Annotated in this window: 21 protein-coding genes; 12 read left to right on the top strand and 9 right to left on the bottom strand. The window is 63.3% G+C overall.

Annotation, left to right across the window (positions count from 1 at the left end; all coding sequences use genetic code 11):
• The 5 genes from AT959_RS11410 to AT959_RS11390 all read left to right on the top strand — a co-directional run.
• Positions 1–560 (top strand): ATP-binding protein (locus AT959_RS11410; protein ID WP_240481812.1); only part of this gene is annotated, 560 nt, incomplete at its 5' end.
• The gene (kdpE, locus tag AT959_RS11405; RefSeq protein WP_066883194.1) at positions 561–1,253 is read left to right on the top strand and encodes a two-component system response regulator KdpE; all 693 of its coding nucleotides are present in this window, start codon (positions 561–563) and stop codon (positions 1,251–1,253) included.
• A 193-nt stretch (positions 1,254–1,446) separates the two neighbouring features.
• Positions 1,447–4,029 carry a hybrid sensor histidine kinase/response regulator gene (locus AT959_RS11400; protein ID WP_157651282.1) on the top strand — a complete coding sequence of 861 codons (2,583 nt, stop codon included), beginning with the start codon at positions 1,447–1,449 and terminating at the stop codon, positions 4,027–4,029.
• Between the two features lie 253 nt (positions 4,030–4,282).
• Positions 4,283–4,951 carry a VIT1/CCC1 transporter family protein gene (locus tag AT959_RS11395; RefSeq protein WP_066883190.1) on the top strand — a complete coding sequence of 223 codons (669 nt, stop codon included), beginning with the start codon at positions 4,283–4,285 and terminating at the stop codon, positions 4,949–4,951.
• Positions 4,952–4,956: 5 nt separating this feature from the next.
• Positions 4,957–5,598 carry a hypothetical protein gene (locus AT959_RS11390; protein WP_083518361.1) on the top strand — a complete coding sequence of 214 codons (642 nt, stop codon included), beginning with the start codon at positions 4,957–4,959 and terminating at the stop codon, positions 5,596–5,598.
• 57 nt (positions 5,599–5,655) lie between these two features.
• Here AT959_RS11390 and AT959_RS11385 read toward each other — a convergent pair whose 3' ends face one another.
• Both AT959_RS11385 and AT959_RS11380 read right to left on the bottom strand, forming a co-directional pair.
• Positions 5,656–6,228 carry a DUF1415 domain-containing protein gene (locus tag AT959_RS11385; RefSeq protein WP_066883188.1) on the bottom strand — a complete coding sequence of 191 codons (573 nt, stop codon included), beginning with the start codon at positions 6,226–6,228 and terminating at the stop codon, positions 5,656–5,658.
• A 77-nt stretch (positions 6,229–6,305) separates the two neighbouring features.
• Positions 6,306–6,824 carry a cysteine hydrolase family protein gene (locus AT959_RS11380; protein WP_066883186.1) on the bottom strand — a complete coding sequence of 173 codons (519 nt, stop codon included), beginning with the start codon at positions 6,822–6,824 and terminating at the stop codon, positions 6,306–6,308.
• Positions 6,825–6,949: 125 nt separating this feature from the next.
• Between AT959_RS11380 and AT959_RS11375 the strand changes: the two genes are divergently transcribed.
• Positions 6,950–7,903 carry a helix-turn-helix domain-containing protein gene (locus AT959_RS11375; protein WP_066883184.1) on the top strand — a complete coding sequence of 318 codons (954 nt, stop codon included), beginning with the start codon at positions 6,950–6,952 and terminating at the stop codon, positions 7,901–7,903.
• Between the two features lies 1 nt (position 7,904).
• Here the strand turns inward: AT959_RS11375 and pepA are convergent, their stop codons facing one another.
• Complete coding sequence (gene pepA / locus AT959_RS11370) at positions 7,905–8,732, bottom strand: flocculation-associated PEP-CTERM protein PepA (protein ID WP_157651281.1); 828 nt, start codon at positions 8,730–8,732, stop codon at positions 7,905–7,907.
• Positions 8,733–9,056: 324 nt separating this feature from the next.
• Between pepA and AT959_RS11365 the strand changes: the two genes are divergently transcribed.
• Together AT959_RS11365 and AT959_RS11360 are read left to right on the top strand one after the other, a co-directional pair.
• Positions 9,057–9,386, top strand: coding sequence for a thiosulfate sulfurtransferase GlpE (locus AT959_RS11365; protein ID WP_066883180.1), 330 nt, complete (start codon positions 9,057–9,059; stop codon positions 9,384–9,386).
• Between the two features lie 4 nt (positions 9,387–9,390).
• Positions 9,391–10,023 carry a glutathione S-transferase family protein gene (locus tag AT959_RS11360; protein ID WP_066883177.1) on the top strand — a complete coding sequence of 211 codons (633 nt, stop codon included), beginning with the start codon at positions 9,391–9,393 and terminating at the stop codon, positions 10,021–10,023.
• Positions 10,024–10,048: 25 nt separating this feature from the next.
• Here the strand turns inward: AT959_RS11360 and AT959_RS11355 are convergent, their stop codons facing one another.
• Both AT959_RS11355 and AT959_RS11350 read right to left on the bottom strand, forming a co-directional pair.
• Complete coding sequence (locus tag AT959_RS11355; protein WP_083518359.1) at positions 10,049–10,606, bottom strand: response regulator; 558 nt, start codon at positions 10,604–10,606, stop codon at positions 10,049–10,051.
• Positions 10,607–10,839: 233 nt separating this feature from the next.
• Entirely contained in the window at positions 10,840–11,262 is a 423-nt protein-coding gene (locus AT959_RS11350; protein WP_066883175.1) for a hypothetical protein, read from the bottom strand.
• A 373-nt stretch (positions 11,263–11,635) separates the two neighbouring features.
• Between AT959_RS11350 and AT959_RS11345 the strand changes: the two genes are divergently transcribed.
• The 3 genes from AT959_RS11345 (at position 11,636) to AT959_RS11335 (ending at position 14,759) form a co-directional block, all read left to right on the top strand.
• On the top strand, positions 11,636–13,246 hold the full coding sequence (locus AT959_RS11345) for a methyl-accepting chemotaxis protein (protein WP_083518358.1): 1,611 nt from the start codon (positions 11,636–11,638) through the stop codon (positions 13,244–13,246).
• Between the two features lie 176 nt (positions 13,247–13,422).
• Positions 13,423–13,806 carry a DUF302 domain-containing protein gene (locus AT959_RS11340; protein WP_066883171.1) on the top strand — a complete coding sequence of 128 codons (384 nt, stop codon included), beginning with the start codon at positions 13,423–13,425 and terminating at the stop codon, positions 13,804–13,806.
• Positions 13,807–13,817: 11 nt separating this feature from the next.
• Positions 13,818–14,759 (top strand): DMT family transporter, encoded by a 942-nt coding sequence (locus tag AT959_RS11335; protein ID WP_420806643.1) that lies wholly within the window; start codon positions 13,818–13,820, stop codon positions 14,757–14,759.
• Positions 14,760–14,785: 26 nt separating this feature from the next.
• On the opposite strand, the gene AT959_RS11330 is transcribed toward AT959_RS11335, so the two are convergent.
• Complete coding sequence (locus AT959_RS11330; RefSeq protein WP_066883169.1) at positions 14,786–15,211, bottom strand: GNAT family N-acetyltransferase; 426 nt, start codon at positions 15,209–15,211, stop codon at positions 14,786–14,788.
• 25 nt (positions 15,212–15,236) lie between these two features.
• Entirely contained in the window at positions 15,237–16,070 is an 834-nt protein-coding gene (locus tag AT959_RS11325) for an AraC family transcriptional regulator (RefSeq protein ID WP_205629900.1), read from the bottom strand.
• A 72-nt stretch (positions 16,071–16,142) separates the two neighbouring features.
• Between AT959_RS11325 and AT959_RS11320 the strand changes: the two genes are divergently transcribed.
• On the top strand, positions 16,143–17,363 hold the full coding sequence (locus AT959_RS11320; RefSeq protein ID WP_066883165.1) for an MFS transporter: 1,221 nt from the start codon (positions 16,143–16,145) through the stop codon (positions 17,361–17,363).
• On the opposite strand, the gene AT959_RS11315 is transcribed toward AT959_RS11320, so the two are convergent.
• Positions 17,360–17,782, bottom strand: a complete 423-nt coding sequence (locus AT959_RS11315) for a VOC family protein (RefSeq protein WP_066883164.1) — start codon at positions 17,780–17,782, stop codon at positions 17,360–17,362. The two genes, AT959_RS11320 and AT959_RS11315, sit on opposite strands and share 4 nt — an antisense overlap.
• A gap of 31 nt (positions 17,783–17,813) precedes the next feature.
• Positions 17,814–19,442, bottom strand: a complete 1,629-nt coding sequence (locus AT959_RS11310; RefSeq protein ID WP_066883162.1) for a sensor domain-containing diguanylate cyclase — start codon at positions 19,440–19,442, stop codon at positions 17,814–17,816.
• Positions 19,443–19,478: the final 36 nt, after the last annotated feature.

Below are 19,478 nucleotides of genomic sequence, written 5' to 3'. Positions count from 1 at the left end.
GCGGCCAGGTTAACAACCTGCTCGACATGGCGCGGCTTCAGTCGGGCCGGGTGGAGTTGAACCTGCAATGGCAACCGCTGGAGGAGGTGGTCGTCAGTGCCCTGAAAGTGCTGGAGCGGGCCTTTGCCGAGCACCAGATCAAGGTCTCGCTCGATGACAACCTGCCGCTGGTCAATATCGACTCCGTCCTGATGGAGCGGGTGATCTACAACCTGCTGGAAAATACCGTCAAATACACGCCGGCCGGGAGCATTGTCGAAATTGGCGCCAATGTTCAGGAGCGGGTGATCGAGGTCTGGGTCGACGATAACGGCCCCGGCTTGCCCGAAGGGAAAGAAGAAGTGATTTTCAAGAAATTCGAACGCGGCCAGCCGGAAGGCGCCACCCGGGGGGTTGGCCTCGGGCTGGCCATTTGTCGGGCCATTGTCGAAGCCCATGGCGGAGAAATTCATGCCGAGAACCGGCCGCAAGGCGGTGCGCGCTTCATCTTCACCTTGCCCAAAGGCAACCCGCCATTGCTCGATGCCGAGGACATTGCCGAGGGCGAGGAGGTTCACTGAATGACTACAGCCACCCCGACGGTAATCGTTGTCGAGGATGAGGCCAAGATTCGCCGCTTCATCAAACTGGCGCTGGAAGCTGAGCATCTGGAAGTCTACGAGGCGGATTCGGTGGCGCGCGGCCTGATCGAGGTCGGTACCCGGCAGCCGGACCTGGTGGTGCTCGATCTCGGCTTGCCGGACGGCGACGGGATCGATCTGATCCGTGACCTGCGGACCTGGTCGGAAATTCCCATCATCGTGCTTTCCGCCCGCACGGCCGAAGCCGACAAGGTGGCCGCACTGGATGCCGGGGCTGATGATTACCTGATCAAGCCGTTTGGCGCGGCCGAATTGCTGGCTCGTGTCCGGGCGCATTTGAGAAGGCGTTTCCGCTCGGGGGGCAGCGGAACAGCTGTCTTCGAGTTCGGCAATGTTCGCGTCGACCTCGGCAAGCGTGTTGTCGAAAAGGATGGCCAACCGGTGCACCTGACTCCGATCGAATTCAGGCTACTCGCCTACCTGATCGCCAATCCGGATTCGGTCCTGACCCATCGCCAGCTCTTGAAGGCCGTCTGGGGGCCATCCCATATCGAGGACAGCCACTATGTTCGTGTCTATATGGGGCATGTCCGGAAAAAGATCGAGGATGATCCAACGCGGCCCAAATTCATTCTTACTGAATCAGGCGTTGGTTACCGCTTTGTGAGTTAGCACCGCGTTGGCAGCCTGGGCTTCGAGATGCGGGTTATGCTTCTGTCTTGTTGAACCAATTTGCCATATGAATACTCTGCTGGTTAACGGGGTGTGCTTTTGTAGTATTGACCAAAGTTGCCACGGCGATACCCTGTATTCCTGGTTTCAAACCTGACCTTGTCCAAAACAAGCAAATAAAATCAATCGAACCGTGAAACAGCGCCCGTTATCCGTCTTTCTAGCTCGATTGATCTGGCTCAGCATGGCACCCGTGGTGCTGTTTGCAGCATGGCTGGCCTTCGACCATATACAGACGCTGGACAAGGAGCGTGCGCGCGAGGCGAGAGATCGGGCGCAGAATGTGGCAATGGCGATCGATCAGAATCTGCGGGCACGGATCAGAGGACTGCAGATACTGGCCATGTCCGGTATGGTCGATGAGCCCCAGCGTTGGTCGGAGCTTTATCGGGAGGCGCAGGGTTATCTCGAAGGTTTCGAGAGCCATGTCATCTTTGCCGATACCGATCGGCAGATGCTTTTCAATACCCGTTGGCCTTTTGGTGCCTCGCTGCCCAGGCTGCCTGTCGCCAAGGGTAAGACAGCAGCGCCGCTGGCGCTGGAGACAGGGCGCCCGCAAGTCGGCGATATTGTCGTCGGGCCGGTCGCCAATGTCCTGCTGGTCGCCATCGCGGTACCGGTGCTGCGTGATGGCAAGGCCACTCATCTGATGCTGACGACGATCGATATCGATCAATTCAGGCGGCGCCTTGATCGTGTCGCGCTGCCGGAGGGTTGGTCGTTGGCCCTGGTCGATGGTACCGGTGCCGATATTGCCCGGCGCGCTCCCCCGGGATTCAAGCCTGAAGAAAATACCGCTCCGGAAGGGCGATTCACCGCCAAGTTGGAACAGGCACCGTGGTCGGTCGTCCTTCAAACTCCGCGCGACCTGCGGCGCACGCAGATGATCGAGACGGGGGCGCTCCTGCTGGCCGGAATCCTCCTCAGTGTGTTGCTTGGCCTTGTGGGAGGAACTTTTTTCGCCCGTCGTCTGGGCCAACAGCTCATGGCGCTGAGTACGCCGGCCGGTCAACCGATGCCCGTACTGGATGTTGCTGAAATTATTGCGGCGCACGACCAGCTTGATGCATCGACGAGTGCCAGACTGGAAAGCGAGCGGCGTTTTGCCGCCACATTCGAGCAGGCAGCGGTGGGGATCGCGCTGGTGGCACCCGATGGTCGCTGGTTGCGGGTCAATCACAAGCTGTGTGCCATCGTTGGTTATGGCGAAGACGAACTGCTGAACAAGACCTTTCAGGACATCACCCATCCGGATGACCTCAACACCGATCTCCGGCAGTTGCAGATGATGCTGGACCGCGAGATCGAGACCTACTCGCTGGAGAAGCGCTATTTGCGCAAGGATGGCTCGCTCGTCTGGATCGATCTCACCGTCGCGCTGACCTGGAAGAGCGACGGCTCGCCGGATTACTTCATTTCGGTGATCGAGGACATCACCGAGCGCAAACGCCTGCAAGCCGAGCTTGCCGATTACCACACCGGACTTGAACGGCAGGTGGTGGAGCGCACGGCACAACTGGCCGAGGCGCAGAAACGTGCCGAGGATGCAAACCTCGCCAAGAGTGCCTTTCTCGCCAACATGTCGCATGAAATCCGTACGCCGATGAATGCCATCATCGGCCTGACCCATCTGCTGCGCAAGGATCGACCGACGGTCGAGCAAGCCGAGCGTCTGGACAAAATCGATGCCTCAGGCAAGCATTTGCTTTCCATCATCAATGACATTCTCGACCTGTCGAAGATCGAGGCCGGAAAATTCACGCTGGAAGACAAGGATTTTGCACTCGAGCAGGTGCTTGACCATGTTCAGTCGCTGATTGCCGATTCCGCGCGCGACAAGGGCGTGAAGATCGAGATCGATGGCGACCATGTCCCCTTGTGGCTGCGCGGCGACCTGACCAGGGTTCGCCAGGGGCTGCTCAACTTTGCCGGCAACGCGGTCAAGTTCACGGAAGACGGCACTATTACCATCCGGGCGGAATTGCTCGAAGAACGGGATGGCAAATTGCTGGTGCGCTTCGAGGTGCGGGATACGGGAATCGGTATTCCAGCCGAAAAGCTATCGAGATTGTTCCAGGATTTTGCACAGGCCGACGCCAGCACGACTCGCCGGTTTGGCGGGACAGGCCTCGGTCTGGCCATTACCAAGCGCCTGGCTCTCCTGATGGGCGGCGATGCGGGGGCGGAAAGCCAGCCCGGCCAGGGGAGCGTGTTCTGGTTCACCGCCTGGCTCCAGCGCGGTCATGGCGTCATGTGCCGGGAGGATCGTTCGCAGGAGGGGGCCGACCGTGCGCTGCGGCGCCGGCATGCCGGCGCACGTCTGCTGCTGGTCGAGGATAACGAGATCAACGTCGAGGTCGCGCTGGAATTGCTGCATGGCGTGGGCATGCATGTCGAGACCGCCGAGGATGGCCTGGTGGCAATCGAGAAGGCGCGCTCCGGCGACTTCGACCTGATCCTGATGGACATGCAGATGCCGAACATGGGGGGGCTGGAGGCCTGCCGTATCATCCGCCGTCTGCCGGGCTGGGAGACAAAGCCGGTGCTGGCAATGACCGCCAATGCCTTCGATGATGACCGTGCTGCCTGTCAGCAAGCGGGGATGAACGACTTCATTGCCAAGCCGGTTGATCCTGATGCGCTCTATGCAACCCTGCTCAAATGGCTGTCGCTCACCTTGAGCCGGACGGTCGGCGCTGAAAAGGCTGCCGAGTAGATCCGGGCAGGCTCCTGCCTGCGATTCCTGAGCGCTGCGGTCGACCTGCCTGCCAAGGCAAAAATGGGCAGTGAATCTGGATGCACTACATAAGCGATACCTGGCTAATGACCCCGAGTTGGCTCGCACTTTCGCTCTATTGACCCAGTTCGGCTGGCTGCTGGCGCTCGAGGCTGTGGCGTATGATGATTGGCAATGTTTTGTGAACAGGTGGCGCAGGCCGGATTGTATGCAGCATGTTTTGGGGATAGACATGACCGAAACAAATTCCATCGAGAAAGCATCCCGTGAGCCAGTGCTCAATGTGGTCGACCGGGTGTCCGAAATGCTGTTCGGACTGTTCATGGCGCTCACCTTCATCGGCGTCGTGACGGTCGCCGGTGCCGGGCGCGACGAGGTGCGCGAGATGTTCGTCACCGCCTTGGGTTGCAACCTGGCCTGGGGCCTGGTCGATGCCGTGATGTACCTGGTGCGCACCGTGGCCGACCGTGGCCGCCAGCTGACACTGGTGCGCTCGGTCAAGGCGGCCGACGCCGCAGGCGGTCGCCGGCTGGTCAAGGATTCTCTGTCGCAGGCCGTGGCCGGGCTGGTCGCGCCGGCCGAGCTTGAGGCCATCCGCAGCCGAATCGCCGGGCTGCCATCGCCGCCGCTCCGGCCAAGGCTGACCGGGGACGACCTGCTGGCCGCCCTGGCGATTTTCCTGATCGTGGTGGGCGCAACTTTTCCGGTTGTCCTGCCTTTCCTGCTGATCCAGGATATCGGGGTGGCGTTGCCGGTGTCGCGCGGCATTTCCCTGTTGATGCTTTTTCTCGGCGGTCTTGCGCTTGGCCGTTTCGCCGGCTACGGCAGCTGGAAGGTCGGCTTGATGATGGCCGGCCTGGGCACGGCGCTCGTCGTCGCCATCATCGCCCTGGGAGGCTGACGCCGATGCTGAAATCGATTATCGGGCTGGCTGTGCTTGCCCGTGCCACGCTGGCCCTGGCCGGCGATGAGATAGCCACCGAGCCGCCAGCCACCGCCGCCGAACCGGCCTGGGCCTTTTCCATCACCGCCTATCCGACCCAGGTGCGGGGCGGCGACAATTACACCTCGGGCATCGCAATCGCCGAGCGCGGTTCATTGCATCTGGAAGCCCGCTACAACTACGAGTCGGTCGGTGCCCGCTCTGCCTTCGTCGGCTGGAATTTTTCCGGCGGCGAGGCGCTGGCCTGGAAGCTGACGCCACTGCTCGGTGGTGCCTGGGGCGAGACCCAGGCCGTGATTCCCGGATTCGAAGCCGCTGTCGCCTGGCGAGCGTTTGATTTCTATGTCGAGGCCGAATACGTACGCGATAAAACCGCGCACAGCGACAGCTATACCTATGCCTGGAGCGAACTCGGCCTGCGTCCGGTCGACTGGCTGCGTGTCGGATTGGCCGGCCAGCGGACCCGGGTGTATGGCGGCGAGCGCGACTTTCAGCGCGGCCCCTTCGCCCAGGTGACCGTCAAGCATCTGACGCTCGGTGTGTACTGCTTCAATCCGGGGGCGAGTGACCAGGTGGTCGTTGGTTCGCTCAATCTGGCCTTCTGAGCGGCGGCGATGCCGAGTCCTGCGGTCGACCGGCCCGGCCGGGCAAAAATGCCGCGCTCAAACCAGCCAGAGTTTCTTCCAGCCTTCGTGGCCCAGGCCTTCCATGGTTTCGATATTGCGCTCGAAGATGTCCGCCGCATCGGGAAAGGCGGCGACGGCGCGGTCGATGCTGCTTTCACGCAGCAGGTGCAGCGTCGGGTAGGGCGAGCGGTTGGTGAAATTGGCGATATCGTCCGGTTCGCTGCCGGCGAATTCGTATTGCGGGTGCAGGCTGGCGATCTGGAAGATGCCGTCGAACTCGAGGTTGCGCAGCAGCGCCTCGACTTCGCCGAGAAAGAAGTGATAGTCGAGAAAGTCGGTCATCGCCTGCGGATGGATGAGCAGCGTGGTGTCCAGTTCGGCCGGGTCAGTTTCGGCGAGCAGGGTCAGCTCGTGCTCCAGTTCGGCGAGTAGTTGATCGGCCGTCGTCGCTGCGGTCAACGCGTAGCGGACCTGCTTTTTGACGAAGACGCTCTTCGCGAACGGGCACAGGTTGAGGCCGATGACGGCGCGTTCGAGCCAGACCTTGGTGTTGTTCAGGATGTCGTCGCTGGCGGCGGCATCGGAGTAGGGGGTGAGAACCTGGGTCATGGCGGCGCGCCTCGGGGGCGATTGGGGGCTGAGCGGGGAGGCATTCTAACGCCTCCCGGGCCAGCCCACGGCAGCAACTAGAACAGGCTCTCGGCCGGTGCTACCTTGAGCCGGGTGGCAACCGCCTTCAGCGCAATCAGGTGCAGGATCTCGCTGACCGTCGTGCAGCAGTCGGCGACCAGGCTGACCTGGTAGGCGTCGGCAGCGGGCGAGATCGCCGTATGGGTGACGCAGTTCTGCGTCATCATGCCGCAGACCAGCAGTTCGCCAACGCCCAGTCGGGCCAGTGTTTCTTGCAGCGTCGTCTGGTGAAAACTGTCGGCAAAGGCCTTGACGACAATCGGGGCGTCGGGGGCGGCGGCGCGAATGGCCGGGTGAAACTCGGCGCCGCTGCTGCCGGGCTCGAAAAACGGGGCACCGGGATCGGCGATGTGCTGGACGAGGATGACCGGCATCCCGGCGGCACGGGCCCTGCCGATCGCCCGTTCGACCTTGCTCAGCGTCGCTTCGCTGTTCCACAGCGGGAATTTGCCACCGGGAAAATAGTCGTTCTGCAGGTCGATGACGAGCAGGGCGCGTTGGCTGGCTGGCAACATGGTTGATCTCCGTTCAGTGAATGTGCAGCGATTATTGGCCTTGGCCTAATAATTGGTGAGTGGCTCGAATGACAAAAACCGCTAAGATCGGGCCAAGTGCAAGCAAGCTCTCCGGTGCCGAAAAAATGTCACAACATCTGATCGCCGTGGTCGCCTTCGACCGCATCAGCCCGTTTCATCTGGCCGTGCCCTGCGTCGTCTTCGGCGATGCCGAGCCGGGAGGGGGTGAGGCTTATCAGCTGCGGGTCTGCGCGGCAGAGAGCGGGCCGCTACGGACGACGGCCGGCTTCAGCCTGGTCATCGAGCATGGCCTGGAGGCATTGGCCGAGGCCGATACCATCATCGTGCCCAGTTGGCGCGACCCGGCCGAACGGCCACCGCCCGCCCTGCTCGACGCGTTGAGCGCGGCCGAGCGACGCGGCGCCCGCCTCGTCGGCCTCTGCCTCGGCGCCTATGTGCTGGCCGAGGCCGGCCTGCTGGCCGGGCGGCGGGCGACGACGCACTGGGCCTATGCCCGTGACTTTTCACAACGCTATCCGGCGGTCGACCTCGATCCCGGCGTGCTTTATGTCGATGACGGCAATATCCTCACTTCGGCCGGGACCGCCGCCGGCATCGACTGTTGCCTGCACATGCTGCGCCAGCGTCTCGGCGCCGAAAGCGCCAACCGCGTTGCTCGCCGGCTGGTCGTGCCGCCGCACCGGCAGGGCGGGCAGGCCCAGTTCATCGAACAACCCTTGCCGGCGACGGCGCACGATTCACGACTGGCCGGCCTGATCGACTGGGTCCGGGCCAATCTGCAACTGCCGCATACGCTGGACAGCTTGGCCGCCCGCTCGCTGATGAGCCGGCGCAGCTTTACGCGCCACTTCCGGGCGTTGACCGGCAGTACGGTCGGCCATTGGCTGCTCGGCGAGCGCCTGGCCCTTTGCCAGCGCCTGCTCGAAAGCAGCGAACAGCCGGTCGAACAGGTCGCGCTGCTCGCCGGCTTTGGTTCGCCGGTTTCGCTGCGCCATCATTTCCGCCAGGCCTTCGGTGTCTCGCCGCAAGCCTGGCGGCAAACCTTCAGGGGAAACTGATTCAGACCACTGCCCGACGCCGGCGGGCGACGACGGAAATCAGGCCGAGACCGGCAAGCAGCATGCTCACCATTTCCGGCTCCGGTACGGCGGAGATCGTCGCGTAGCCGCCATCCTTGACCGTGTAGGCGAACGGCGTGTTAACGAAGGGCGTGCCGTTGCAGCCGGCGCCGGTCGAGCCTGCCATGCCGCAGACCACCTCGGCGACCAGCAGGCTGTCCGGGGTCGTTTGCTGGTTGAAGACGCCGAGGTTCATCAGCACGTTGTTGCGCTTGGCTAGGTCGCTGCCGTCGGCGGCGAACAGGTAGCCGGCCAGCACGCTGCCGGCGACGGCATTGGCCTGGACGCTGACCATGCCGTTGGCGTTGAGGCCGCCACCGAAAACGCTGAAGCTGGCAATGCGGTTGCCGTTGTCGGCGCCATAGCTGCCGGTCGTGCTGGCGAAATCGAAATTGCGGTCGGCGTAGAGATTGATACTGCCCGAAGTGAAGCTGAGCGCGAACGGGTTGAGCAGGCTGCCGTGCCCCATCACGGTGTAGGTAATGGTCAGATCCTGCGCGCCGAAGGGTGTGCTCTTGTCGGACTGCAGCGCCTGGTAGGCACCATGTTCGATGAAATTGAAGCCGGTCGGATCGGTGCTGCTCGGCAGGATCTGCACGTAGCCGACGCCGCCGACATCAAGCGCCGAAAGGCGGCTGGCGCCGCCCAGGCCGTTGCCAGCCGGGTTGAGTTGCCATTCGGTCGCGGCCAGGGCGAACTGGCTGGCAAGGCCGAGGGTCAGCGCACAGAGTAGTTGGCTGAGGCGCTTTGCGGAGCAGGGTGAGGTCATGATTTCCTTGGAAGGGATCGCCGGCGGCGGGGCGTCGTGGGCGCCGGCATTGCGGTCGGCAAGATACGATGCGGCGCTTCCGGAGTGGTTGCGATAAATGGAAAAAAATGCCAAACGATTATACGGCTGCCGCCTGTGTGGTGACGATGTCATTTTTGTCGGCGGCTTGCCGGCGTGTCGGCGACGACGCCAAGTTGTCGTAAAAGCAACAAGCGACGCTGCCGTGACCAGGCAACAGGCCGCTTGCCAAGGCTGCTGGCCGGGTCGCCACTTGGCATTGCTCTTGCGTCGACCCGTTACCCCAGCCAATTCCTGTCGATATTCATGAGCCTCGCTGAACCAACCAACTACCAACGCATCCCCGCAGCCCAGGCCCTGGCCTTGATCGCCGCCGAGCCGGCGGCCACCGTGTTCGATGTGCGCGATACTGCCAGCTACCAGCGCGGCCATCTGCCCGGTGCCGCCCATCTCGCCGAGGATCGGCTGGCGGGCTGGTTCCGCCGGCTGGCCAAGGAGCAGCCGGTGATCATCTACTGCTATCACGGCAACGCCAGCCAGACCTTCGCCCAGATGTTCGTCGATTTCCGTTTCCGCCGGGTGTTCAGCGTCGACGGCGGTTACGAGGCGCTGGTCGCTGTCCTGGCGGCGGCCTGATGCGATGAGCAAGAAGTTCTACATGACGCCCGGCTCGTGCTCGACGGGCATCCATATCCTGCTCGAAGAATGCGGTCTGGTTTTCGAGGCCCATATCGTCAATCTGCTGGCCGGCGACCAGTACAAGCCCGATTATCTGGCGATCAACCCTAAGGGCAGCATTCCGGCCCTGGTGCTCGACGATGGCACCGCCCTGACCGAGTTTTCGGCCATTGCCTGGTGGCTGGCCCGCAGCTACCCGAAGCGCCAGTTGCTGCCGGCGACGCTGGCCGGCGAGGTGCGTGCCCTCGGCCTGATGAACTACGCGGTGCATACCCTGCATACGCAAGGCTTTGCCCGCATCTTCACGACCGAGCGCTTTGCGCCGAGCAGTGGCGACCATGCCTCGGTCAAGGCGCAGGGCCGGCAGATCATCGACCAGGGCTTTGCCATCGTCGATCGCGAACTGGCAGGGCGGGACTATGTCGACGCGCAGTTCGGCATTGCCGATGCGGCGCTGTTTTATGTCGAGTTCTGGGCCGAGCGGATCGGCATTCCATTGCCGGAAAACTGTCTGGCCCATTACCGCCGGCTGCTGACCCGGCCGGCAGTGCGCCAGGTGCTGGCGGAAGAGGGCTACGCCTCGGTCTTGCGTTAGCGGCGCGGGGGCGCGCCGGGGCCGCTCAGAGCGGTAGCCGCGAGGCGGGGCCGAGGGCGGAAGGCGGCGGCAGGCGTTTCGGGATCAGGTTTTCATCGAGCAGGCGCTCGATCCGGAAAAATACTTCATAGCGCGAGAAGGGCTTTTTCATGAAGTCGTCGGCGCCGATCCGGGTGCCGAAAAACTTTTCCATCGCCTGTTCGTTGCCGCTCATCATGATCACCGGCGTATCGCGCAGTTGCTGGTCGCGGCGAATCTGGCGAAGGGCGGCAAAGCCGTTCATGCCGGGCAGCATGATGTCGAGAAAGACCAGTTGCGGCCGATGCTGGCGCATCAGTTCGAGGCCGCTTTCGGCATCCAGCGCTTCGATGGTTTCGTAGCCGGCCGAGCGGAGGAATTTCTTGAGGACGGCGAGGATGGTTTTCGAATCGTCGATGATCAGTACCCGCGTCCCTTCGCGGGCGTTGAGGCGGGTGCGCTGGCGGCGCTCGGCCGAGCTTTCTTCCGGGGCGATCGTTTCCGGAAAGGCCAAGGCGTCCTTGCGTCTGAATAGCGCCTTGAATTTTTCGAGTAGTCCCAACATTGCCCCTTGATTCGTCCGATGCAGTTCCGGCCGCAGTGGCAATCGGGATTGCTGCACTGCACGGAAAATTTTAGTGCGCCATTTTATGATGCATTTTGCATTTGCACTAAGGATTGCGCTGGCCCCGGGAAATATTTCTTCGCTGCGGGCCGGGCGGTATTAGACCCGGAGCCGGGGCCGAGCGCAAATTTTGTGCTGTCCGGGCGGTGCACCGCAGCAATTGGGCGGTCAGGCTATTTGGCGGGGACTTCGATGAAATGGCGTTTCAGCCACTCGCGGTCGAGTTCCCAGGCGACCTCCTTGACGCCGGGTTGGGCCAGGACGATGGCGTGGGCTTCGGCCTGAACCCGGCCGAGCCGTTGTTCCGCCGCGATAAAGGCCAGGTTGTTGGCGTTCTTGGTGTCGATGTCGGGGAACAGGGCGGCCAGCGCCCAGAAGGCCGGTACCTCGAAACTGCGTGGCGTGCTCAGATAGGCGGTGTCGCCGCTGACCTTGAGTACCTTGAACTGGTAGGGATAGTCCTTCAGTTCCTGGCTGGCCTGCGCTTCGATGGCGCTGCTCAATTGCCGGGAACGGGCATCCGGCGCGCGGATATACCAGTCCAGCCCGACCAGGAAAACCAGCAGCAGGACGATCCAGTAAGATTTTTTCACCATGCGGCTCCGGCGGTTCGGGCTGCATCAGCCTGCGAACAATGTTCTATATTAGCATCGGTCGATGTGGTGGCTGGCCCTTGGCAATGGGCCGCGCTTGGAAACTGGGCGATTGACCGTGAGATTTGGCTAATTATTTAAATTTAACAAAATGTTACGGCCGAGTCCTTGGTTTTTTCTTGATTGTCGGAAGCGGGCGAGGAGTACCCGGATGCAATGTACGGGATTATTTCAGTAAATAATTCGTTGTTATATAAGTGTTTATTTATTAATTTTGGCCATGAGTCCATACTGGTCAGCGTCACCTGGACGGGCTATCATCGGCCGCTGTTGATATAAATCAAACTAGATTCATTCTTGGGGATATGGGGATTTTATGACTATTGCTACACGTATCATTTTGTTGATCGGCCTGGCGATTGCCGGCCTGGTCGGCGTCGGCGGTTTCAGCCTTTACCAGATCGTAAATATCAACCAGGGGGTGCGCGAGACCAACGAGGTGCTGCTGCCCAGCATCACCACCTTGCAGAACGCGCAGGTGGCATTTCTCCGGGCCCGGCCGCCTTTGCTCAGCATGCTGATCGAAACCGACGCCGAGAAGCTGGCCGCTTTGGAGAAGCGCTTCAAGGTACGCCTGGACGAAATGCGCGGCGCGCTGGCCAGTTATGAAAAACTGCTCAGCGATGACAAGGATCGCGAGCTGCTCGCCACTGACAAGCGCCTGGCCGAGCAATATGCTGCTTTCGCCGAGAAGTTCCTCGACGCCGCCCGCCAGGGCAAGCGCGAGGAGGGCCTGCAGATCACGAATCAGGCGCGCGAGATCATCGATGGCCTCAATGTGGCGCTGATCGAGCATGTCAAGTACAACCAGGTGCTGGCCGACCGGGGAGCGAAGGAAGCCTTTGCGACCTACGAGAGCGCCCGGAACATGGTCATTGCCTCGGTGATCCTGGTCGGCTTGCTGGTCGCCGCCATCGGCTTCATCATCTATCGCCATGTTTCCGGCTCGCTGGACACTATGGTCAGCATGTTCTCGCGCGTCGAACAGGAACTCGACTTCACGTCCCGCCTCAAGGTCAGCGGCAATGACGAACTGGCCAAGGTGGCCCACGCCTTCAACGGTTTGCTGCAGCGCCTGCAGCAAAGCTTCCGCCAGATTTCCCAGCATGCCGAGTCGGTCAATGCCGCGGCCCAGAAAGTGTCGACCGCTGCCCGCGAAATGTCCGTCGCCTCCAGCTATCAGAGCGAAGCGGCGTCCAGCATGGCTGCTTCGGTCGAGGAAATGACGGTCAGCGTCAATCACGTGGCCGACCGCGCCGAAGAGACCCGGCGTCTGTCCACCAATGCCGGGGCGCTGGCGCAGAAGGGCGAGGGCATCATCGGCGATACCGTCCAATCGATCAACGGCATTGCCCAGACGGTCAAGAATGCCTCGGGCCAGCTGACCGAACTGGAACTGCAAAGCGAGAAGATCAGCAGCATTGTGGCCGTGATCAAGGAAATTGCCGACCAGACCAACCTGCTCGCGCTCAATGCCGCGATCGAGGCGGCGCGGGCCGGCGAACAGGGCCGTGGTTTTGCCGTGGTGGCCGATGAAGTGCGCAAGCTGGCCGAGCGCACCGGCCAGTCCACGCAGGAAATCGCCGCTACCATCCAGCAAATGGTGGCCGGTTCCCAGGCTGCCGTGCTCAGCATCCAGACGGTGGAAGGCGCGGTGACGACCGGTGTCGGTTATGCCGAGCAGGCGAGCAGCGCGATGCAGGAAATCGGCAGCGGCTCGCGCGATACCGTTGAGATGGTCAGCGACATTACCGGTTCGATTCGCGAACAGGGCGTCGCCAGCACCGACATCGCCCAGCAGGTCGAGAAAATCGCCCAGATGACCGAGGAAAACAGCGCCGCCGCGCAGTCCACGTCCAATACCTCCGATGAACTGGTCCAGCTGGCCCAGGAAATGCGGAATATCGTCAGCCAGTATCGCGTTTGACCGTCTCCGGCCGGGGCGTCGCAGCATGCGGCCTTTCCCCGGCCACCGGCGGGCGGACATTCCTGCCCGCCGCCGCATTTTCGGCTTTTTGCGGCAGTCGACCGCAGGCATCGCCGGAAAGCTCCGCTTCTCCCCTATCATTCGCTTTTTTCCGGTTTCAGCACCAAGGGGAGTTCGTGTTTTACATCGTCGAAAGCAGCAAGTCATTCTATGAGGCGACCTTCGACCTGGAGCCGGTCGTCCAGCGCCTCGGCTTTGTCGTCCTGCATCGCCACGACCTGAGCGAAACCCTGCGCCGCAAGGGAATCGAGCTCGATGATGATTGCCAGGTCTTCGACATCTGCAATTACCGCGACATGGAAAAAATGCTCGCCGCCGACCTCCGCCTCGCCCTGACCTTGCCCTGGCGAATCTCGGTCTATACCGAGGACGGCGCCACCAAGATCGGCCTGATCCGGCCGGAAGCGCTGTTCGCCGCCATCGGTGGCAACGCCGACCTGCTGCGGCTGGCCGGCGAGATCGAAGGCCGGATGCGGCAGATCGTGGACGAAACGCGCTGAACCTGCCGTCGGTGAAATCCAAGTCGCTGCCCGCCGCGGCGCTGCTGCCCGGGGTGGCCTGTGCACTCGGCGCCGGGCTGGCCTGGGGGCTGGTTTTCGTCGTCCCCCTGATGTTGATCGACTATCCGCCACTGCTCCTCGCCGTCGGCCGCTACCTGGCCTTCGGCCTGATCGCGCTGCCCCTGGCGCTGCGCGACCGGCGCCGCCTGGGCCAGCTCGACCGAAAGGACTGGGCGCGCGCCTTCGAACTGGCGCTGATCGGCAACCTGCTTTATTACGGCCTGCTCGCCTCGGCCATCCAGTTGGCCGATGCCCCCTTGCCGACCATGCTGATCGGCACCTTGCCCATCGTCATTGCCGTCTGCGCCAATTTCGGCCGGGGTGGCATCGCCTGGCGACGACTGCTGCCGCCGTTGGTGGTGGTGGCCCTGGGCATCCTGCTGGTGAACCGGCACGAAATTGGCCGGCTCGATGGCGGGCGCAGCCTGGACGACTACCTGCTCGGCGGCCTCTTCGCCGTCGGCGCCGTCGCCTGCTGGGCCTGGTATCCGATCCGCAATGCGGCCTGGCTGCAGGCCCGGCCCCAACTGGCCTCGGGCACTTGGGCGACGGCGCAGGGGCTGGCCACCTTGCCGCTGGCACTGCTCGTCTTCCTCGCCATGCCGGCGCCGGCCGACTTTACTTGGCCGCTCGGCCCGCAACCGGCGAAATTCATCGGCCTGATGCTGCTTCTCGGCCTGAGTGCATCATGGCTCGGCACCTTGCTCTGGAATCGCGCCAGCAGCTTGTTGCCGACGGCGCTTTCCGGGCAGTTGATCGTCTTCGAAACCCTGGCCGCGCTGGCCTATGCCTACACCTGGCGGGGCGAATGGCCGGCGCCAAGCAGTGCGCTCGGCATCGCATTGCTGGTCGTCGGCGTACTGCTCGGCGTGCGGGCCTTCCGCCGAAGCTGAGCCGGTTTTTGCCGAAAAAGGGCGGTCTACCGCAGCAGTCCGCGCGCCTCGGCATCGGCCGGGTTCTCGAAAATGGCCATCGCCGTGCTCATCCGCCGGAAACCGAACTGGCCGTAGAAATCCTCCTTGCCGGGGACGGCGTAAAGGATGATTTTCCGGTACTGGCGCGAGCAGTCGACCAGCCGGCCAACGATCTGCCGGCCGAGGCCTCGCCCTTGATCGGCTGGGCGCACCGCGATATCGCAGAGGTAGGAGCAATCGACGCCATCGGCCAGGGCCCGGCCGGCACCGATCAGTTGCCCGGCCTCGAACACGAAGCAGCGGTAACGGCTGTTGGCGAAGGCCGTGGCCAGGTCGTCCGGCTGCTTCAGGCCCATGCCCGCCGCCTGGTAAAGGGCGGAGAGTTCAGCCCAGTCGATATTGTTCAGCGAATCGGTCCACGCCAGTGCCATGTCGTACTCCCTATCAAGATTGATTTCAGCTCGGAGGCTGTAACGGCGAGCTTGGCACGTCGGCCAGTTCCCCGGAAAAATAGCGCCGCGGCTCGACCCCCAGGCTGCGCCGGAACATCGCGGTAAAGGCGCTGGCACTGCGGTAGCCGAGTTTTTCGGCAACCAGCGCCACCGGCATATTATTGGCCAGATGGCCGAGCGCTTCGACCAGGCTGGCCTGCTGCCGCCACTGGCGGAAGCTCATGCCGGTTTCGCGCTGGAACTGGCGGGCCAGCGTCCGGCTGCTGGTCGCTTGCTGGCCGGCCAGCGTCTCCAGCGTGTCGCGGCTGTCCGGCCGGGCAATCTGTTGCTGGCAGAGGCGATGCAGGCGCTGGTCGGCCGGCATCGGCAGATGCAGGGCCGGAATTTTCAGGAAGCGCAGTTCGCTCAGCGCCAGCGCCGCGATCTGGCCGGCCCGGCCAGTGCGGTCGTAGGCCAGCGGTTCGTCGAGCAGGGCGAGGATCAGCGCCCGCAGCAAGGGGCTGACTTCGATCAGGCAGCACTGTTCGGGCAGGCCGGGGGCGGCATCGGGGCGGATGTACAGCGTCCGCATCTCGACGGCGCCGAGCATGATCACCCGGTGCGCCGTGGCGGCCGGTATCCAGACGCCGCGCACCGGTGGCACCACCCAGCAGCCGGCCTCGGTCTCGACCCGCATGACGCCGCTGCCGGCATAGAGCAGCTGGGCCCGCGGGTGGCTATGGACCGGTGTTTCGCCGCCCCGGTAATTACGCGCCTTGGCGGTAACCGGGTGGGGCAGGGTCTGGTACTCGTCATCGTGGGCGATGCCCATGGCCTCGACCGAGATTGTCTGATTCACGATATTTTTTGTCAGGACATGCGCGAAGCGGTCATTCTAGACTGCCCGCTCCATCCTTCGCCACCTGTCCCCATGGAAAAAGCACTGGCCGCGCCGCCGACCCACGATGCGCTGAACAACACCGCCTACCCGGTGATCGCCGCGATCAGTTTCGCCCACCTGCTCAACGACATGATGCAGTCGGTGCTGCTCGCCATCTACCCGATGCTCAAACAGGGCCTGCACCTGTCGTTCGCCCAGATCGGCCTGATCACGCTCGCCTACCAGCTGACCGCCTCGCTGCTGCAACCGCTGATCGGTCTCTACACCGACCACCGGCCGAAACCGTATTCGCTGCCGCTCGGCATGGGCTTCACGCTGGTCGGCCTGCTGCTGCTCTCGCAGGCTGGCAGCTTCGGCGCCGTGCTGCTGGCGGCGATGACCATCGGCGTCGGCTCCTCGATCTTCCACCCGGAATCCTCGCGCGTCGCCCGCATGGCGGCCGGCAGCCAGCCCGGCCTGGCGCAGTCGGTGTTCCAGATCGGCGGCAACCTCGGCTCGGCCATCGGCCCGCTGCTCGCCGCGCTGATCGTCGTCCCCAACGGCCAGGGCAGCGCCGCCTGGTTTTCGTTGTTTGCGCTGGTCGGCGTCGTCGTGCTCAGCGTCGTCGGGCGCTGGTCCAGCCACCACGTCGCCAATTTCAAGAAGCGCATGAAGGCGCACGCCGGCAACGGCCTGAGCCGGCGCCAGATCGGCTGGTCGCTGGCCATCCTCGGCCTGCTGATGTTCTCCAAGTTCTTCTACATGGCCAGCCTGAGCAGCTATTACACCTTCTACCTGATCGACAAGTTCGGCCTGGCGCTGCACGACGCCCAGATGTACCTGTTCGCTTTCCTCTTCGCCGTCGCCGCCGGCACCGTGCTCGGCGGCCCGGTCGGCGACCGGGTTGGCCGCAAGCGAGTGATCTGGGTTTCCATCCTCGGCGTCGCCCCGTTCACGCTGTTGCTGCCGCACGTCGGGCTGTTGTGGACCGGCGTGCTCTCGGTGATCATCGGCCTGATTCTCGCCTCAGCCTTCTCGGCGATCCTGGTCTACGCCCAGGAACTGCTACCCGGCAAGGTCGGTGCCATCTCCGGCCTGTTCTTCGGCTTTGCCTTCGGCATGGGCGGTATTGGCGCCGCACTGCTCGGCCAACTGGCCGATGCGACCAGCATCGAGACGGTGTACAACGTCTGCGCCTTCCTGCCGCTGATCGGCTTGCTCACCGCTTTCTTGCCGGCCATCGAAAAGCCCAAGGCCGGCGGCGGGCGCTAAGGCAGGCGGAGTGACCCGTCGGCCTCGAGCGTCACGAACGGGTTGTAGCAGGCTTCCCAGAGAAAGCCGTCGGGGTCGGCGAAATAGCCGCGAAAGCCGCCCCAGAACACCTTGTCGGCCGGTCGCACCAGTGTCGCGCCGGCCGCTACCGCTTCGTCGAGCAGGGCGAGCACGGCCGCTTCGGATTCGACGTTGTGGGCCAATGTGAAGCCGGCAAAGCCGCTCCCGGCCGCCGGCACATTGGCATCCTCGGCCAGCGCCTCGCGCTGGAACAGCGCAAAGGCCAGCGAGCCGGCCTGATAGAAGGCAATCGCCTCCTGGCTGGCCGACGATTCCTGCCAGCCGAGCGCCTTGTAGAAAGCCCGGCTGCGGGCGAGATCGGCGACGCCGAGGGTGATGAAGTGAATCTGTTGTTGCATGCGGTCTTGCCTCCTGAAGAGAAGAGCTGGCCTAGCCCCGGTTAGTCAGCGAAGCGGCATCGGTGGCGATGACATAACCGCCCCGGCCATTTTTCTTCGCCTCGTACATCGCCTTGTCCGCGGCGATCAGGATCTGATCGGGATTGGTGCTGCCATCGCTCAGGGCAATGCCGATCGACACGCCCAGCGTGCAGGCGGTGTTTTCCAGCTGCAAGGGGGCGGAGACGATGGCGATGCATTTCTTGGCCAGCCGGGCGACGCCTTCTTCCGCCGGGTCGGCGAGATCGGTGACGAGTAGTACGAACTCGTCGCCGCCGATGCGGGCCAGGGTGTCGCATTGTCGGATCACCCCAGAAAGGCGGCGGGCGATTTCCTGCAAGGCGAGATCGCCGGCGCCATGCCCGAGCCGGTCGTTGATCGGCTTGAAACCGTCGAGGTCGAGAAAGAGCAGGGCGATACGAGTGTGATTGCGCTGCGCACGGGCCAGACCCTGTTGCATTCGGTCGGCGAGCAGCGTCCGGTTGGGTAGCCCGGTCAGTGCATCGTGATGGGCCATGCGCTCGAGTTCGGCCTGGCTGTTGCTCAGTTTGGCCAGCAACTGGTTGAAGGCCTGGGTGAAGTGGCCGACTTCGTCGTTGCGGACGATCGGTAGCGGTTCGAGCGGAATCTCGCCGTGCGTCATGCGGTCGGCGAGATTGGCGGCATGGTGCAGCGGGCGCAGCATCCAGCGGATGAAGAAGCCGGCGACAAACAGGACAATGGCGATGGCGGTGAAACTGTGGCGAATCACCAAGCCGCGCACCCGTTCGACCGGGGAAAAGGCTTCGGCCGTCGGCAGCCGGGCGACGACGAACCAGCCGGTGCTCGGTACGCCGACGATGGCGGACAGTTCTTCGACGCCCTTGGCATTGGTGGTCACGCCGCTGCCGCGAAAACCGTTCATGGCGCGATCATGCAAGGGGTTCACGCCATCGGCCGGGGTCGGCTTGAGGACCAGTCCGGGATCGCCGGCGGCGACGAACAGCCGGTCCCTGGGCGAGACCAGCAGGAAGCCACCGGTTTCGCCGATTCGTCCCTGTGCAATCCGGTCGAGAAAATCCGGCGTGGCCAGCGCCGTTATGCCGATCAGGACGGCCTGCACCGTGCCCCGGCTGTCGGTCAGCGGGACACCCATGGGCAGTACCGCTTGTCCCGAAAAAGGACCGATCTGCGGTTTGCCGATGCCGGCCTTGCCGCTGCGGGCGCGCTGGAAATCCGGACTCTGGGCAATGGACGAACCCCGGCGCCCGGCCAGCCGGGGAAAGTCGGCAATGATTTTGCCGTCGGTATCGGCGACGACCAGGCCGAGCGAGAACACCGGGTTGAGCTGGTAGCGCTCGGCCAGCCAGGCCTGCAATTTCTCCGGCTGCTGCAGCAAGGCTGTTGGCAGGGTCATGGCCAGGCGGTCTAGCAGCCGCCGCCGGTCCACGATCTTGTAATCGACATCCCGGGCGACGGCTTCGGCCAGCGCCAGTTGCTGGGCCGAGACGACTGCAGTCAGATCCTCCCGGATAAACTTGGCGAGCAGAAAATAGCGGCCCACGGCGCCGGCAATGACCAGCGCGATCCCGAACAAAATCAGTCGGGTCACCAGGCTGTTGGAAATGCGGCGCAGAGTCATCGCCGTATCTTAGCCGAATGCCTTGCCGGGCGGCGG

This window comes from Dechloromonas denitrificans, from assembly GCF_001551835.1.
GTDB classification, from domain to species: domain Bacteria; phylum Pseudomonadota; class Gammaproteobacteria; order Burkholderiales; family Rhodocyclaceae; genus Azonexus; species Azonexus denitrificans.
The sequence above is the reverse complement of the archived record's forward strand: the minus strand, read 5'-3'. Positions and strand labels throughout refer to the sequence as shown.